Below are 13,736 nucleotides of genomic sequence, written 5' to 3' on the forward strand. Positions count from 1 at the left end.
CGTCAGGCCGGGTCCGCGCCGTAGCGCTGGTGCAGGCTGCTGGCGAAGCGATCGGCGAATTTCGCCGTCGCCACCGGAAGGGTGCGTCCGCGCAACTGCCCGAGGATCAGCGTCATCGGAGCGAGGTCGCGCGCATCGATGGGGCGGTGGCGCAGGCGCGGATCGTCGGGAATGCCGCTCGGCACCTGCAGGCTGACCGCATCCTCCCGCAGGACGAGGTTGCGCAGGAATTCGAGCGAACTCGACTCGATGGTCGGGCGCAGAGGAGTGCCTTTCCGGGCGAGCGCATCGTCGAGGTGATGCCGGATGGCGAGGGATCGGTCCGGCAGCGCCATCGGGTGCACGAGGCAGTCGCGCAGGCGCACCGGGCCGGTCTCGCGCGCCAGCGGATGCTCGGCCCGCATCAGCGCGCACAGGGTCTGGTTGCAGGAGAACAGCACCTGCAGGTCGGCCGAGGGCGGTGGTTGCAGCACCAGGGCAAGGTCCGCCTCGAACTGCGTCAGCGCCGCCACCGCCTGGATGTGGTCGCGGACCTGTACCGTGAAAGTCACCTGCGGGAACTGGGCCCGGTAGGCCTCGACCTCGTCGGGCACCACGTGATTGACGAAGGCCTGGCTACAGGCAAGTGCCACATGGCCGCGCCGCACCCCGGACAGGTCGGCGATCTGCGAGCGCACCCGCTCCAGATCCGAGAGCTGGTCGCGGATATGGCGCACCAGGAGCTCGCCCGCCGCGTTGAGGCGCATGCCCTGCGCCACCCGCTCGAAGATCGGCGTGCCGAGTTCGTATTCGAGATCCTGGATCTGTCGGGTGAGGGCGGAGGGCGTGATGTTCAGCCGCTCCGCCGCCCGGCGGATCGCGCCGTGGCGGGCCACCTCGGCGACATAGGTGAGGATGCGCAGGTGCTTCATCGCGGCCTCTGGCTTCGCTGAATGGCTGTTGCCTGATTTGCAACGGGCCAGTCAAGAAACAGCACTCGCACGCAACACCGACAGCACCTAGCCTGAAGCCTCATCAGATCCCGCGGAGCCGGCCCATGATTCGTCGTCGTCACGTCCTGGCCGGCCTCGGCGCCGGTCTCCTCGCCGCTCCGTTCGCGGCGCGGGCGCAGGAGCCCACGGTGATCCGGATGGGCTCCTTGAAGCTCATCCACTCGATCGCACCGTATTTCTACGAGCAGTTCACCCCGGCCGGGTACACGGTCGAGGTGGTGCCGTTCGAGAGCCCCACCGAGTGCAAGAACGCCGTGGTGACGAAGTCGGTGGATTTCGGCACCTTCGGCATCGCGTCGGGCACCCTCGGGGCGGCGGCGGGCGAGCCCATCGTGGTCATCGCCTCCACCTGCAACCGCGGCATGGCGATCATCGCCAAGACCGGCTCCGGCATCGCCACCGTCAAGGACCTCAAGGGCAAGCGCGTGGCGTTGTGGCCCGGCTCGACCCAGGAGGTCTTCGCCCTCGAGCGCATGCGCCAGGAGGGGTTCGGCGTGAAGGACATCACCCCGGTGCGGATCTCGTTCTCCGAGATGCACATCGCGCTCGCACGCGGCGACATCGACGCCTATGTCGGCGCCGAGCCGGCCCCCGGCGTCAGCCTGTCCACCGGCGTCGGCAGTCTCGTGGAATATCCCTACGGCACCGAGATGGGCGCGCTCAACATGGTGTTCGGGGCGCATCGCGATACCCTGGCCGAGAAGCCCGACCTCGTGCGCACCATGCTGGAGATCCACCGCAAGGGCACCGAGTTCGCGCAGAGCCACCGCGACGCCATGATCGCCATGGCGGTGGCCAAGCTCGGCCAGAAGCGCGAGGCCCTCGAACTGTCCGTGCCCAACGTCGAGTTGAAATGGAAGTTCGGCGAGACCGAGATCGCCCAGGCCAAGGTCTATGCCGACCGGATGCTGGCGTTGAAGCAGATCAAGCGCCTGCCCGACTTCTCCAGCTTCATCGACACCCGCTTCGTCGATGCGATGAGGGACGCGTGAGCGCGGCCCCTCTGGCCGGTGCGACCGCGGCGACCGTCGCCACCGAGGCACCGCCCCGGGCGCCGTGGCGGCTCACCCGCCTGCGCGAGGCGGCCCTGGCCGTGGCGATTCCGGTGGCGCTTGCCGTGGTGTGGCACCTCCTCACCGCCGGCAAGCCCTACAGCCTGATTCCGCCCCCGGCCGAGGTCTGGACCGCCCTGGTCGATCTGGCGGTGGGCGGCATCAACGACGACGCCTTCAGCGGAACCCTGCTCGTCCATCTCGGCGCCTCGCTCTCCCGGGTCTTCGGCGGGTTCGCGCTGGCGGTGATCCTCGCTGTGCCGCTCGGCCTCCTCATCGGCCGGGTGCCGCTGATGCGCCAGCTCCTCGATCCGACCTTCCAGATCCTGCGGCCGGTGCCCGTCACCGCCTGGCTGCCCCTCGCCATGATCCTGTTCGGCCTGGGGCCGCGCTCGGCCTATTTCCTCGTCTTCCTCGGGGCGTTCTATCCGATCCTCGTCAACACCATCTTCGGGGTGCGGTCGGTGGAGCCGCGGCTGTTCGAGGCCGCCGCGATGCTCGGCTGCCGCGGCTCGGCCCAGTTCGCCCGTGTGGTGCTGCCGGCGGCCCTGCCGTCGATCTTCACCGGCCTGCGCCTCGGCCTCGGCTTTGCCTGGGTGGTGATCGTGGTCGGAGAGATGACCGGGGTGCAGACGGGCTTGGGCGCCATCATCATGGAGGCGCGCCAGCTCTCGCGCACCGAGATCGTCATCTGCGGCATGGTCGTGATCGGCATCGCCGGCTTCCTGTCGGACCGGGTCGTCATGCTGATCGGCCGCCGCCTCCTCGCCTGGAGCCCGTCCCATGGCTGAACCGTCTCTGCCGATCCTCGACATCCGCAACGTCGCCAAGACCTTCACGGTCCAGGGCAGGACGATCACGGCGCTGAAGGGCGCCGATCTCGCCGTCCGGCGCGGCGAGTTCATCTGCCTGCTCGGCGCCTCGGGCTGCGGCAAGTCCACCTTGCTGCGCATCGTCGCCGGCTTCGAGGCGGCGACGTCGGGCGAGGCCCTGATGTGGGGCAACCCCATCGTCGGCCCCGATCCGTCGCGCGGCATGGTGTTTCAGGATTACGGCCTGTTTCCCTGGCTCACGGTGCGCGACAACATCGGCTTCGGCCCGAAATCGCGGGGCCGCCCGGCGCCCGAGATCCGCGATACGGTGGCGCGCTACATCGACCTCGTCGGCCTCGGCGCCTTCGCGGACGCGCACCCGCACCAATTGTCGGGCGGCATGAAGCAGCGGGTCGCCATCGCCCGGGTTCTCGCCAACGAGGCCGAGGTTGTGCTGATGGACGAGCCCTTCGGCGCGCTCGACGCCATGACCCGCGAGCGGCTGCAGGACGAACTGCTCGACCTGTGGAGCCGCACCGGGCTGACCGTCCTGTTCGTCACCCATGCCATCGAGGAGGCGATCTTCCTGGCCGACCGGGTGGTGGTGATGTCGCCGAGCCCCGGCCGCATCGACGCGGTCCACACCATCGATCTGGCCCGCCGCCGCGACGTGTCGAGCCCGGCCTTCAACGACGTGCGCCGGATGCTCTCGGCCCAGCTTCACAGCCATCACGGCCGCGTCGCCGCATGACGCTCCTGTGCGACGCCGCCGCGTGGCGCGGTCTCGACCGCGCCGCCCTGACGCGGGCCTACGACAATACCGGTGCGGTGGCCGACAGTGCCGAACGCCTCGCCGGCTGGCGTGCGCGCAGCGCAGCGTTGCGTGCGGCTAGACCCGAGACCCTCGATCTCGCCTATGGGCCGCGGCCGCGCAACCGCATCGATCGGTTCGCCTGCGGGGTGAAGGGGGCGCCGCTCCTCGCCTTCATCCATGGCGGCTACTGGCTGCGCAATGCCAAGGAGGATTTCGCCTGCATGGCGGAAGGCCCGCTGGCGCTCGGCCTCGACGTGGCGCTCATCGGCTACACCCTCGCGCCCGAGGCGCGCCTGACGCAGATCGCCCGGGAAATTCGCGCCGCACTCGGCACCTTGCGGGCCCATGATGCGGCGGCGGGCCTCGGCCGCCGGACCCTGGTGGTCTCGGGCTGGTCGGCCGGCGGCCATCTCGCCGCTTTGGCGAGCGGCTGGCCGGAGGTCGATGCGGGCCTTGCCATCAGCGGGATCTTCGATCTCGCCCCCGTCCGGGCCACTGCCCTCGACGACACGCTCCACCTGAGCGAGGACGAGGTCGCCTCGCTCTCGCCGATCCGCCATGTGGCCGAGAGTATCGTTCCGCTCGTGGTCGCCTACGGCGCCCGCGAACTTCCCGAGCTTCAGCGCCAATCGCGCGACTATCACGCGGTGCGCCTGTCGGCCGGCCGGCCGAGCCTGCCGATGGCGCTCGCGGACCACGACCATTTCTCGATTCTCGACGCGCTCATCGCGCCCGACGGGGCATTGGCCCGGGCCGCCGCGGACCTCGCCCGCGGCTGACCGAGCGCCGGCCTCAGGCCGCCCGGACGGTGGCTAGGAAGTGCGTGACCTGTGCGCCGAGGGTCTCTGAGTGCCGTGACAGTTCGGAGGCCGAGGCCAGCACGTGGGCGGCGGCAGCCCCGGTCTCCTCGGCGGCACTCGCGACGCCGGCGACGTTGGCGGTGACCTCGCCTGTGCCGATGGCGGCCTGAGCGACGTTGCGGACGATCTCCTGGGTCGCTGCGCCCTGCTGCTCCACGGCGGCCGCGATGGAGGTGGCGACGGCGTCGATCTCGCGGATGCGGGTGGAGATGCCGTTCACCGCCGTGACCGCGTGCTGGGTCGAGGCCTGGATGCGGCCGATCTGCCCGGTGATCTCCTCGGTGGCGCGCGCGGTCTGGTTGGCGAGTTCCTTCACTTCCGCGGCGACCACGGCGAAGCCCCGGCCGGCCTCTCCGGCCCGTGCCGCCTCGATGGTGGCGTTGAGCGCCAGCAGATTGGTTTGCCCGGCGATGGTGGCGATCAGCGACACCACGTCGCCGATTCGGCCGGCGGCCTCGGTGAGGTCGCGGACGAAGGTCGCGGTCTGGGCCGCCTCGGCGACGGCGGCCTGCGACAGGGTCGACGAGCCCTGCATCTGCCGCCCGATCTCCACCACCGACGACCCGAGCTCCTCGGCCGCGGCCGCCACCATGGTCACGTTCGTGGCTGCTTCCTCGGCTGCGGCCGCCACGGTGGTCGATTGGGCGGCGGTCTCGCCGGCCGTGGCGCTCATGCTCGTCGCCGTCGCCTTGAGGTGCATCGCGGCGGTACCAACCTGGGAAACGATGCCCCCGACCGCAGTCTCGAACCGGTCGGCCATGTCCTGCATCGTCGCCCGGCGCTGCGCCTCGGCACCGGCGCGGGCAAGCGCCGTCTCGGCTTCCAGCGCGCGGGTCCGGACGATGTTGTCCCGGAAGACCTGGACCGACGCGGCCATTGCGCCGATCTCGTCGCCGCGTCCGATGCCCGGCACGACGAGGTCGGTGTCGCCCTGCGAGAGCGTGTGCATCGTCGCCGTCATCCGGCGCAGCGGGCGGCTCACGCCGACGATCAGGGCGAGTGCCGCACCGGCGGCCAGCACCGTCGCGATGCCGACGAGGATCGTGGTGGAGACGAAGGCGGCGTTATAGGTCGCCTCGGCCTGCTCCCCGCTCGTATGGCTGGCGCGCTCCTCGCGGTCGACGAGCGTCTGCAACGCGCCCAGGACCGCGCTGATCCCGCTCGACATGGTGGTGTTGTAGATGCGCTGGGCCTCGGCCGCGTTGCCGGCCTGGGCCTGCGCCATGATCCCGTCCTGCAGCGCCGTGTAGGCGCCCCACTGCGTCTCGAACGCCGCATAGAGCGTGCGTTCCTCGGGCGAGTCGAGGCGCTGCGCATAGAAAGCCTGGAGGTCGCGCATCTCCTTCGACCGCTTGGCGAGGGTGGCCCCCACGTCGGCCCGGAGTGCGGGCGAATCCGCGGTGATGAGGCGTCCCCCGTTCACGCGCTGGCGCAGGACGAGGACCTGGATCTTGCCGAGTGTCTGAACATTGGGCAGCCGGTCTTCGCGCATGTCCCGCGCGACGGCGTTGACGGCGTGCAGTTGAAACAGCGATGTCGCCCCGAGGACGACCACGAGAAGGAAGATCAATCCGAAGCTGATGCAGAGCTTTGCGCGGATCGAAAGGTTCGTCAGGGACATGGATTCGTTCGCCGGCGGGGGATGTCCTGAAACCCTCGCCGCGTACCGTTAATTTTTGGCTGTGCTCTGACAAATGTTAGTGGCGTCGCGCCTCGACGCGCTTCGCGGCGAAGCCCAGCACGACGGCGCCGGCCACTCCCGAGAGCAGCGACCCGCACAGCACGCCGAGCTTGGTCGGGGTCTCATAGTCCGGTGACGTGAAGGCGAGGCCGCCGATGAATAGGCTCATGGTGAAGCCGATCCCGCACAGCAGCGCCACCCCGTAGACCTGGGCCCAGCTCGCCCCGGCCGGTCGCGTCGCGAGGCCCGAGGCCACCGCAAGGCCGACGCTGGCGACGACGCCGACCTGCTTGCCGAGGAACAGGCCGAGGGCCACCCCGAGCGTCACCGGGTGGACCAGGGCGTCGCGCGGCAGGCCGAGGAGCGCCACGCCGGCATTGGCGAAACCGAACACCGGCACGATGGCGAAGGCGACCCAGGGTGCCAGGGCGTGCTCAAGCCGATGGAGCGGGGATTCCGCGTCCTCCGGCCGGCCCGGACTCGGGCGGATCGGGATCGTCAGGGCGAGCGCGACGCCGGCCACGGTGGCGTGGATGCCGGAGCGCAGCACCAGCACCCACAGCACCAGGCCGAGGAGGAGGTAGGGCGTCAGGGCCTTCACCCCAGCCCGGTTGAGCCCGAACAGGACGAGGAGCAGGCCGGCGGCTCCGGCCAGCATCAGCGGGTCGAGCCCGCTGGTGTAGAACAGCGCGATGATGATGACGGCGCCGAGATCGTCGACGATGGCGACGGCACTCAGGAAGATCTTGAGCGAGATCGGCACGCGCCGCCCGAGCAGCGCCAGGACGCCGAGCGCGAAGGCGATGTCGGTGGCCGCCGGAATCGCCCAGCCGCGCGCGGTGGCGCCTCCGGTATTGAAGGCGAGGTAGACCAGGGCCGGCACCACCATGCCGCCGATGGCCGCCAGCCCCGGCAATGCCCGGTCCGGCCACGTGCGCAGCCGCCCGTCGAGGGCTTCGCGCTTGATCTCCAACCCGACGAGCAGGAAGAACACCGCCATCAGGCCGTCGTTGATCCAGTGCAGGACGCTCAAGGGCCCGAGATAGGCGTGGAGCGCCGCCGTGTACTGTCCCGATAGCGGGGAGTTGGCGACGACGAGGGCGACGGCCGCCGCCGCCATCAGGATGATGCCCCCCGCCGCCTCGCTCGTCAGAAGCACGCGGATGGCGGAGAGAGGCCGGGGTTTTCTCATCGGACCGGGGTGCCCGGATTGCCCGCGCGTTTCAAGCACGCGTTGCGTTCGGGAGGTCGGATCGGTGCCTCGCAGGCGGTAATGCCGAGCGCCTGGGCCTCTCAATGCCCGACCGGTCGGGGATGCGGACCGGCCGCGGTGGGTGGGACGAGCCGGCGGCCATCCCTGATTCGTCAGCCTCGCCCCAGTGCCGCGGCGATCAGGTTCTTGCCGTCGGCGCTGCCCCAATCGGCCGGTCCCTTCATCACGCCGAGGGTGCAGCCCCTGGAATCGACGAGCATCGTCGTCGGCAGGCCGAGCGAGCCGGTGTCCTTCTGGATCGCCGGCAGCACCCGGCCGCCGGGATCGGAATAATAGGCGAGGCGCCCGATCCCGTTCTCCTTGAGCCAGTGCGGCGGCTTGTCGAGATTGCGGGTGTCGACGTTGATCGCCACCACCGTGAAGTCCGGGCCGCCCATCTCCGCCTGAAGGCGGTCGAGGGCCGGCATCTCGGCCTTGCACGGCGTGCACCAGGTCGCCCACAAATTCACCAGCAGCACGCGGCCCCTGAGGTCGGCCAGGGTCGTGTCGGCGCCGTCCGGCCCCTTGAAGGTCAGAACCGGGGCGGGACGGGGCGTCTCCACCACCTGCAGGGCGGCGACCTCGCCGCGGGCCCGAGGCGCCACCCGCGCCACGCCGGCGGCGGCTTCGGCACAGGGCAGCGGACCGCGCGCGGTGTTGCCGCCGGTCGGACCCGTCCCGTATACGGCAAGTCCCGCCCCGAGCACGGCGACGAGGACGGCGCCGCCGGCCAGCGCCATCCTGGCTCCGGGCATCATCGTTGCGTCACCGATGCGGTGGACGGGGCAGCTTGAAGGATCGTTGAGGACATGAGCAACCGGATGTGGGGCGGGCGCTTCGCGAGCGGCCCCGCCGAGATCATGGAGGAGATCAACGCCTCCATCGGGTTCGACAAGCGCTTGGCGCCCCAGGACATCCGCGGCTCGCTGGCGCATGTGGCGATGCTGGGGAGCGCCGGCATCCTGCCCGATCCCGATGTGGCGGCGATCCAGGACGGTCTCAAGGCCGTCGCCGCCGAAATCGAAGGCGGCGGCTTCGTGTTCAAGCGCGAGCTCGAAGACATTCACATGTCGGTGGAGAGCCGGCTCACCGAGATCGTCGGGCCCACGGCCGGGCGCCTGCACACGGCGCGCTCGCGCAACGACCAGGTCGCCACCGACATGAAGCTGTGGGTGCGCGACACCCTCGACAACCTCGACGCCCAGGCCGCCGGCCTGCAGCGGGCCATGGCCGAGAAGGCATTGGAGCATGCCGGCACGGTGATGCCGGGCTTCACCCACCTGCAATCGGCCCAGCCGGTGACCTTCGGCCACCATCTCATGGCCTATGTCGAGATGCTGGCCCGCGATCGCGGCCGGTTCCGCGACGCGCGGACGCGGCTGAACGAGTGCCCGCTCGGTGCGGCGGCGCTGGCCGGCACCTCGTTTCCCATCGACCGGCACGCCACGGCGGCGGCGCTCGATTTCGACCGGCCCACCGCCAACTCGCTCGATTCCGTGGCCGACCGCGACTTCGCGCTGGAATCGCTCGCGGCGGCCTCGATCTGCGCCGTCCACCTCTCGCGCTTTGCCGAGGAACTGGTGGTCTGGACCTCGGCGCAGTTCAACTTCGTGCGCCTGTCCGACGGCTACACCACCGGCTCGTCGATCATGCCGCAGAAGCGCAACCCCGATGCCGCCGAACTCGTCCGGGCGAAATCCGGCCGGGTGATCGGTGCGCTCACCGGTCTCCTGATCGTGATGAAGGGGCTGCCGCTGGCCTATTCGAAGGACATGCAGGAGGACAAGGAAGGCACCTTCGACGCCCTCCAGGCCCTGTCCCTGTGTCTGGCGGCCATGACCGGGATGGTGCGCGATCTCGTGCCCAACGCCGAGGTCCTCGCCCGCGCCGCCGGCTCCGGCTACGCCACCGCCACGGATCTGGCCGATTGGCTGGTGCGCGAACTCGGCCTGCCGTTCCGGGAGGCCCACCACGTCACCGGTCGCCTCGTCGGCGCCGCCTCGGCGCGCAATGTCGGCCTGGAAGAGCTCTCGCTGGCCGAGATGCAGGCGGCGGAGCCGCGCATCACGCAGGCGGTCTACGCCGTGCTCGGTGTCGAGAACTCGGTGTCGAGCCGCACCAGCTACGGTGGCACCGCGCCCGACAACGTGCGGGCGCAGGCGACGCGCTGGCTCACCCAGTTGTCCACAGAGGCCGCCTGAAAAAAGCCGGGCCGGGACAGGTGCGTTCACGGCCCAGCTATGTGATCCTGACTAACAAATCGCTCGCCCTGTCGGAGATCGTGAGCATGCCTGTCGAGAGTTGGATGACGCCCGAGGACACCGCCGCCCTCGCGGCGCAGGCCACGTCCCTCATCGATGCGACCCTGAGCCGTTTGCCGAACTCGGAGCGCGATGCGTTCTGGGCCTCGGTGCGGAAGTGCTACAACACGCCCTACAACGACCCGAAACCGCGGGCGCTGCCGGGGCTTCAGACCGCACAATCCGCTGTGATCAAGCCTGCGGTGATCACGGCCCCCGCGGTCGAGCGATCGCCGATCCCGATGCATCAGGTGGCGGCACCCCGGGTCGAGGTGGCGATGGCGGCAATTCCGGTCCTGCCCGCCTTCGGCAGCGAGAGCCACGCCTCCTGAGGCAGACCCGCTCTTTCTCCTTCGACGCCCGGCGCGTTCCTACGCCCCCCGGTACGCCGCAATTCCGGACGATTGGCAGGGTCTCACTGACCCGACACGTCCTCAGGGTTCCCACATGCTTCCTGTCTTCCGTCGCTGCCTCCTCGCCGGGGCCTCGACCGTCCTCCTCGCCGGACCGGTCCCGCCGCTCGGGCTGTCCGGGGCCTTCGGAACCGGCCAGGCCGTGGCCCAGGAAGCGGCGCCCGAGGTGGCACCCGAAGCAGAGCCGAAGAAACGGCGCAGCCGCGGCCGTGAAAAGAAGGCCATGACCACGGCGCCCGGCATGCAGCAGGCGACGCCGGTGGCGATTTTCGGCGACTGGAACGTCTTCGCCAACGGTCAGGGCAAGACCCGCGTCTGCTATGCCATCGCCCAGCCGCAGGCCCGCTCGGTCAAGACCCTGAAGCGCGATACCGCCTACCTGTTCGTTACGGTGCGCAAGGCCGAGAACGTTGCCAACGAGGTCGCGGTGATGCTGGGCTTCCCGGCCAAGCCCGCGAGCAGCCAGGGCAAGATGACGGCCGCGGCCGTCACCAACGACCCCGCGCTCACCATCAGCAACGCGCGCTACGGGCTGGTCATCAAGGACGGGAACGCCTGGCTCCAGAACCCCGCCGAGGAAACCCGCCTGGTCACCGAAATGGCGCGGACCGCAAAGCTCCAGGTGAAGGTCACTTCGCTGCGCGGCAACACCAATACCGACGATTATGCGCTCGCCGGGTTCGGCGATGCGATGAAGCGCACCCGCGAGGAGTGCAAGTAGCGCGCGTCGTCAGGGCACTGCGCGTGCAGCCTCGGCCCGGATCGCCGCGAGGGTGAGCAGGGCGGGGGCGCCGGTCCCCGTCACCCCGAGGCGGTCGCCGCCGCTGGCGAGCAGCACGGCGAGGGCATCGCGCAGCGACGTATCGGAGGCCACGCACGGTGCGTTCCCGACGTTCCCCGGTATCGCGAGTGTCCCGGCGTCGATGAGCGCAAGCCGGCGCAGGGCACGGTCCTGGCCGACGAAGCCCGCAACGAACGCATCCGCGGGCTTGGCAAGCAACCGCTCCGGCGTATCCGCCTGAACCACGCGGCCCTCGCGCATCAGCGCCACCTGATCGCCGAGCCGCATCGCTTCGTCGATATCGTGGGTGACGATCATCACGGTCTTGCGCAGGGTGCGCAGGATCGCGCCGATCTCGGCCTGGAGCCGGTCGCGTGCCACCGGGTCGACGGCCCCGAATGGCTCATCCATCAGCAGGACCGGCGGATCGGCCGCGAGCGCCCGGGCAACCCCGACGCGCTGGCGCTGGCCGCCGGACAGCTCGTCCGGGCGCCGTGGTCCGTATTGTCCCGGATCGAGCCCGACGAGGTCGAGCATTGCGTCGACGCGCGCAGCGATGCGGGCGCGTGGCCATCCCAGCAGGGCCGGCACCGTGGCGACGTTCTGCGCCACCGTGCGGTGGGGGAACAGGCCGATGCCCTGGAGAACGTAGCCGATGCCCCGGCGCAGGGCGATCGGGTCGGCCGACATGACGTCGGTCCCATTCACCAGGATGCGGCCGGAATCCGGCTCCACCAGCCGGTTGACCATGCGCAGGGTGGTGGACTTGCCGCAGCCCGAGGGACCGATCAGCGCGCAGACCGTGCCCTCCGGCACCAGGAGGTCGACGCCGTCCACCGCGGCGCGGGGCGCCCCGGGGAAGTGCTTCGAGACCCCCTCGAGCCGGATCATGCGGGGCCGACCCGGCTCAGCAGCCCTTGCAGATCGATCCCATGGTGGTGCGCATTTTCGAATCCCAGGCCTTGTCGCGGGCGGCCGCGGTGCGCTGGGCCTTGAGCATGTCCCCCTCGGTGGAGGCGCGGGTATAGGGGGCGTTCGTTCTGCCGGTCTTGCCAGCCGCCCCCGGCGGCTTGGTGACGCCGGTGGCGGTGATGTTGCGCGGTGCCGCGGAGTCCGGCGTGTCGGCCCGGCTCGACGGCTGCGCCATGGCGGGCGCGGCGGACAGAAGGGCCAGGAGGGCGGAGGCGGCGAGGATTCGGGACATGGCGGATCGGGACCCTGGTGATCTCAAGGCATGCGGGGCGTCGCGCTGCCGCGTGCGGACGATGCCGCTCGCAGGATGCGCCCACGTTGAGCCGTCCTCCGCTTATGCCGAAGACTTGGAAACAATATGGCGGCTAGGCCGCACGCTCGGGGCGATTTCCGCGTGCGGCGTGCGCTACGGCACACCCGCCAGCCAGGCGCCCGCCGTCAAGGGCGGCTCAGGAAGCCGATCGGCTCCCGGGCCGGTTGGCCGAGCCAGAGCAGGATCGCACCGAGGCCGAGGCCGATGAGGGCGACGGGGGCCAGGGTCAGCGGCAGCACCAGGATCTGCCAAAGCCACGGCGCCACAGCCTCCACATTGCCCTCGAGTGCGCTGGCCTTGTCCTTGAACAGGGTGAAGAGCAGATCGCTGACGCTGGTGAGCCGCACGGCGTTGTTGGCGATGGACCGCGCCCCGTCATAGACGAGGCCGACGAAGCCTCCGGCCAGGAAGACGAGCCCGAGGAAGCGGCTGAGGAAACGGATCATCGCGCGCGATCACACCTGCCGGCCTTGTGCCGACCCGGGTTGGTTAAGGGCGGCGGGTCCCCCGCGCAAGCGACCGGCGGCCACGCGTTGCACGGCGCGCGGCCGCCATGGCACAGGGGCGGCCAGTTGTGGCGATGGAGCCCGTTTCCCGATCATGCACACCGAGATTCCCGAGGCCGACCATCGGCCGCCCCTCGAACTCGTCATCTTCGATTGCGACGGCGTGCTCGTGGACAGCGAACCGATCAGCCTCGCCCGCCTCACCGCCGGGCTGAACCGGATCGGCGTGGCGATCGACGTGGAGACCGTGCGGGCGCGCTTTGCCGGTACCTCCATGGTCTCGATCATGGGCCACATCGCGGCCGATTATGGAATCGTCGCACCCGAGGGTTTCGTCGATGCGGTGAAGGCCGACACCCTGCGCGCGTTCGATGCCGACCTGAAGGCCATGGCGGGCATCGCCGAGGCCGCCGCCGCCTTGACGCTTCCGTCCTGCGTCGCCTCCAGCAGCGATCCGGTGCGCCTGCGCCATTCCCTCGGTCTCACCGGCCTGCTGCCGCTGTTCGAGGGCCGGATCTTTTCCTCGGCCCTGGTGGCGCGCGGCAAGCCGGCGCCCGATCTGTTCCTCCATGCCGCTCGCGTGATGGAGGTTGCGCCAGAAGCCTGCCTGGTGATCGAGGACAGCGTCCCCGGCGTCGTGGCGGCGCGGGCCGCCGGCATGCGCGTCGTCGGTTTCACCGGGGGCGGCCATTGGGCCCACGACCGCTCGGGGGGCGACCTCAGGGCGGCCGGCGCCGTTCAGGTGTATGGTGATCATCGTCGCCTCGGCGCCATCGTCGCCGAAGTCTGAGCGGCCGACCGCGAAGGAAGCGGCTGCCGATGCGGCCGTTTCCTGCCCCATCATGCCAAGCTTTGCGCGATCTTCGAAAGATCGATCCATTGACGAAAGCAAGTGGAATAAGCATCTTTAGGGCGTCCGGCAGCGGATTTCGCGTAATTGCTCAGGTGGTCAGAACGAAGCTGACACTGGGGTGAGGATTGGCAGGCC

The 13,736-nt window shown here is 70.1% G+C and carries 15 protein-coding genes; 8 read left to right on the forward strand and 7 right to left on the reverse strand.

What is annotated here, in order from left to right; translation table 11 throughout:
• Positions 1 to 2 precede the first annotated feature (2 nt).
• Positions 3 to 911: a LysR family transcriptional regulator gene (locus G3T14_RS19075; RefSeq protein WP_163644124.1), complete on the reverse strand. Its 909-nt coding sequence runs from the start codon at positions 909 to 911 to the stop codon at positions 3 to 5.
• A 125-nt stretch (positions 912 to 1,036) separates the two neighbouring features.
• Between G3T14_RS19075 and G3T14_RS19080 the strand changes: the two genes are divergently transcribed.
• Genes G3T14_RS19080 through G3T14_RS19095 form a run of 4 tightly spaced genes read left to right on the forward strand, consistent with a single transcriptional unit; the run spans position 1,037 to position 4,449 of the window.
• Positions 1,037 to 1,984, forward strand: a complete 948-nt coding sequence (locus G3T14_RS19080; RefSeq protein WP_163644125.1) for an NrtA/SsuA/CpmA family ABC transporter substrate-binding protein — start codon at positions 1,037 to 1,039, stop codon at positions 1,982 to 1,984.
• 11 nt (positions 1,985 to 1,995) lie between these two features.
• Positions 1,996 to 2,835 carry an ABC transporter permease gene (locus tag G3T14_RS19085; protein ID WP_163644138.1) on the forward strand — a complete coding sequence of 280 codons (840 nt, stop codon included), beginning with the start codon at positions 1,996 to 1,998 and terminating at the stop codon, positions 2,833 to 2,835.
• On the forward strand, positions 2,828 to 3,607 hold the full coding sequence (locus G3T14_RS19090) for an ABC transporter ATP-binding protein (RefSeq protein ID WP_163644126.1): 780 nt from the start codon (positions 2,828 to 2,830) through the stop codon (positions 3,605 to 3,607). The genes G3T14_RS19085 and G3T14_RS19090 overlap by 8 nt, the downstream gene beginning before the upstream one ends.
• On the forward strand, positions 3,604 to 4,449 hold the full coding sequence (locus G3T14_RS19095) for an alpha/beta hydrolase (RefSeq protein WP_163644127.1): 846 nt from the start codon (positions 3,604 to 3,606) through the stop codon (positions 4,447 to 4,449). The genes G3T14_RS19090 and G3T14_RS19095 overlap by 4 nt, the downstream gene beginning before the upstream one ends.
• Before the next feature lie 13 nt (positions 4,450 to 4,462).
• On the opposite strand, the gene G3T14_RS19100 is transcribed toward G3T14_RS19095, so the two are convergent.
• The 3 genes from G3T14_RS19100 to G3T14_RS19110 form a co-directional block, all read right to left on the reverse strand.
• Positions 4,463 to 6,151 carry a methyl-accepting chemotaxis protein gene (locus tag G3T14_RS19100; protein WP_163644128.1) on the reverse strand — a complete coding sequence of 563 codons (1,689 nt, stop codon included), beginning with the start codon at positions 6,149 to 6,151 and terminating at the stop codon, positions 4,463 to 4,465.
• 76 nt (positions 6,152 to 6,227) lie between these two features.
• Positions 6,228 to 7,403: a Na+/H+ antiporter NhaA gene (nhaA, locus tag G3T14_RS19105; protein ID WP_163644129.1), complete on the reverse strand. Its 1,176-nt coding sequence runs from the start codon at positions 7,401 to 7,403 to the stop codon at positions 6,228 to 6,230.
• A 173-nt stretch (positions 7,404 to 7,576) separates the two neighbouring features.
• Positions 7,577 to 8,218, reverse strand: coding sequence for a TlpA disulfide reductase family protein (locus G3T14_RS19110; RefSeq protein ID WP_163644139.1), 642 nt, complete (start codon positions 8,216 to 8,218; stop codon positions 7,577 to 7,579).
• A gap of 54 nt (positions 8,219 to 8,272) precedes the next feature.
• Between G3T14_RS19110 and argH the strand changes: the two genes are divergently transcribed.
• The 3 genes from argH (at position 8,273) to G3T14_RS19125 (ending at position 10,897) form a co-directional block, all read left to right on the forward strand.
• Positions 8,273 to 9,664 (forward strand): argininosuccinate lyase, encoded by a 1,392-nt coding sequence (argH, locus tag G3T14_RS19115; RefSeq protein ID WP_163644130.1) that lies wholly within the window; start codon positions 8,273 to 8,275, stop codon positions 9,662 to 9,664.
• A gap of 86 nt (positions 9,665 to 9,750) precedes the next feature.
• Positions 9,751 to 10,095: a hypothetical protein gene (locus G3T14_RS19120; protein WP_246733428.1), complete on the forward strand. Its 345-nt coding sequence runs from the start codon at positions 9,751 to 9,753 to the stop codon at positions 10,093 to 10,095.
• Positions 10,096 to 10,210: 115 nt separating this feature from the next.
• Complete coding sequence (locus G3T14_RS19125) at positions 10,211 to 10,897, forward strand: invasion associated locus b family protein (protein ID WP_163644131.1); 687 nt, start codon at positions 10,211 to 10,213, stop codon at positions 10,895 to 10,897.
• 9 nt (positions 10,898 to 10,906) lie between these two features.
• Here the strand turns inward: G3T14_RS19125 and G3T14_RS19130 are convergent, their stop codons facing one another.
• The 3 genes from G3T14_RS19130 to G3T14_RS19140 all read right to left on the reverse strand — a co-directional run bounded on the left by G3T14_RS19130 (position 10,907) and on the right by G3T14_RS19140 (position 12,688).
• Positions 10,907 to 11,848, reverse strand: a complete 942-nt coding sequence (locus G3T14_RS19130) for an ABC transporter ATP-binding protein (protein WP_163644132.1) — start codon at positions 11,846 to 11,848, stop codon at positions 10,907 to 10,909.
• Positions 11,849 to 11,864: 16 nt separating this feature from the next.
• On the reverse strand, positions 11,865 to 12,161 hold the full coding sequence (locus G3T14_RS19135; RefSeq protein WP_163644133.1) for a hypothetical protein: 297 nt from the start codon (positions 12,159 to 12,161) through the stop codon (positions 11,865 to 11,867).
• A 206-nt stretch (positions 12,162 to 12,367) separates the two neighbouring features.
• Positions 12,368 to 12,688 carry a PetM family of cytochrome b6f complex subunit 7 gene (locus G3T14_RS19140; protein ID WP_163644134.1) on the reverse strand — a complete coding sequence of 107 codons (321 nt, stop codon included), beginning with the start codon at positions 12,686 to 12,688 and terminating at the stop codon, positions 12,368 to 12,370.
• A 154-nt stretch (positions 12,689 to 12,842) separates the two neighbouring features.
• Between G3T14_RS19140 and G3T14_RS19145 the strand changes: the two genes are divergently transcribed.
• The gene (locus G3T14_RS19145; protein ID WP_163644135.1) at positions 12,843 to 13,538 is read left to right on the forward strand and encodes an HAD family hydrolase; all 696 of its coding nucleotides are present in this window, start codon (positions 12,843 to 12,845) and stop codon (positions 13,536 to 13,538) included.
• The last annotated feature ends 198 nt before the right edge of the window (positions 13,539 to 13,736 follow it).

It is taken from the genome of Methylobacterium sp. BTF04, assembly GCF_010692745.1.
Taxonomy (GTDB): Bacteria; Pseudomonadota; Alphaproteobacteria; order Rhizobiales; family Beijerinckiaceae; genus Methylobacterium.

What these genes read in the sequence shown, in the direction of transcription:
- G3T14_RS19120 (WP_246733428.1), top strand. Translation starts at nt 9,751, where the DNA reads ATGCCTGTCGAGAGTTGGATGACGCCCGAGGACACCGCCGCCCTCGCG.
- G3T14_RS19100 (WP_163644128.1), bottom strand. Translation starts at nt 6,151, where the DNA reads ATGTCCCTGACGAACCTTTCGATCCGCGCAAAGCTCTGCATCAGCTTC.
- G3T14_RS19125 (WP_163644131.1), top strand. Translation starts at nt 10,211, where the DNA reads ATGCTTCCTGTCTTCCGTCGCTGCCTCCTCGCCGGGGCCTCGACCGTC.
- G3T14_RS19145 (WP_163644135.1), top strand. Translation starts at nt 12,843, where the DNA reads ATGCACACCGAGATTCCCGAGGCCGACCATCGGCCGCCCCTCGAACTC.
- G3T14_RS19130 (WP_163644132.1), bottom strand. Translation starts at nt 11,848, where the DNA reads ATGATCCGGCTCGAGGGGGTCTCGAAGCACTTCCCCGGGGCGCCCCGC.
- nhaA (WP_163644129.1), bottom strand. Translation starts at nt 7,403, where the DNA reads ATGAGAAAACCCCGGCCTCTCTCCGCCATCCGCGTGCTTCTGACGAGC.
- G3T14_RS19140 (WP_163644134.1), bottom strand. Translation starts at nt 12,688, where the DNA reads ATGATCCGTTTCCTCAGCCGCTTCCTCGGGCTCGTCTTCCTGGCCGGA.
- G3T14_RS19135 (WP_163644133.1), bottom strand. Translation starts at nt 12,161, where the DNA reads ATGTCCCGAATCCTCGCCGCCTCCGCCCTCCTGGCCCTTCTGTCCGCC.
- G3T14_RS19080 (WP_163644125.1), top strand. Translation starts at nt 1,037, where the DNA reads ATGATTCGTCGTCGTCACGTCCTGGCCGGCCTCGGCGCCGGTCTCCTC.
- G3T14_RS19090 (WP_163644126.1), top strand. Translation starts at nt 2,828, where the DNA reads ATGGCTGAACCGTCTCTGCCGATCCTCGACATCCGCAACGTCGCCAAG.
- argH (WP_163644130.1), top strand. Translation starts at nt 8,273, where the DNA reads ATGAGCAACCGGATGTGGGGCGGGCGCTTCGCGAGCGGCCCCGCCGAG.
- G3T14_RS19075 (WP_163644124.1), bottom strand. Translation starts at nt 911, where the DNA reads ATGAAGCACCTGCGCATCCTCACCTATGTCGCCGAGGTGGCCCGCCAC.
- G3T14_RS19095 (WP_163644127.1), top strand. Translation starts at nt 3,604, where the DNA reads ATGACGCTCCTGTGCGACGCCGCCGCGTGGCGCGGTCTCGACCGCGCC.
- G3T14_RS19110 (WP_163644139.1), bottom strand. Translation starts at nt 8,218, where the DNA reads ATGCCCGGAGCCAGGATGGCGCTGGCCGGCGGCGCCGTCCTCGTCGCC.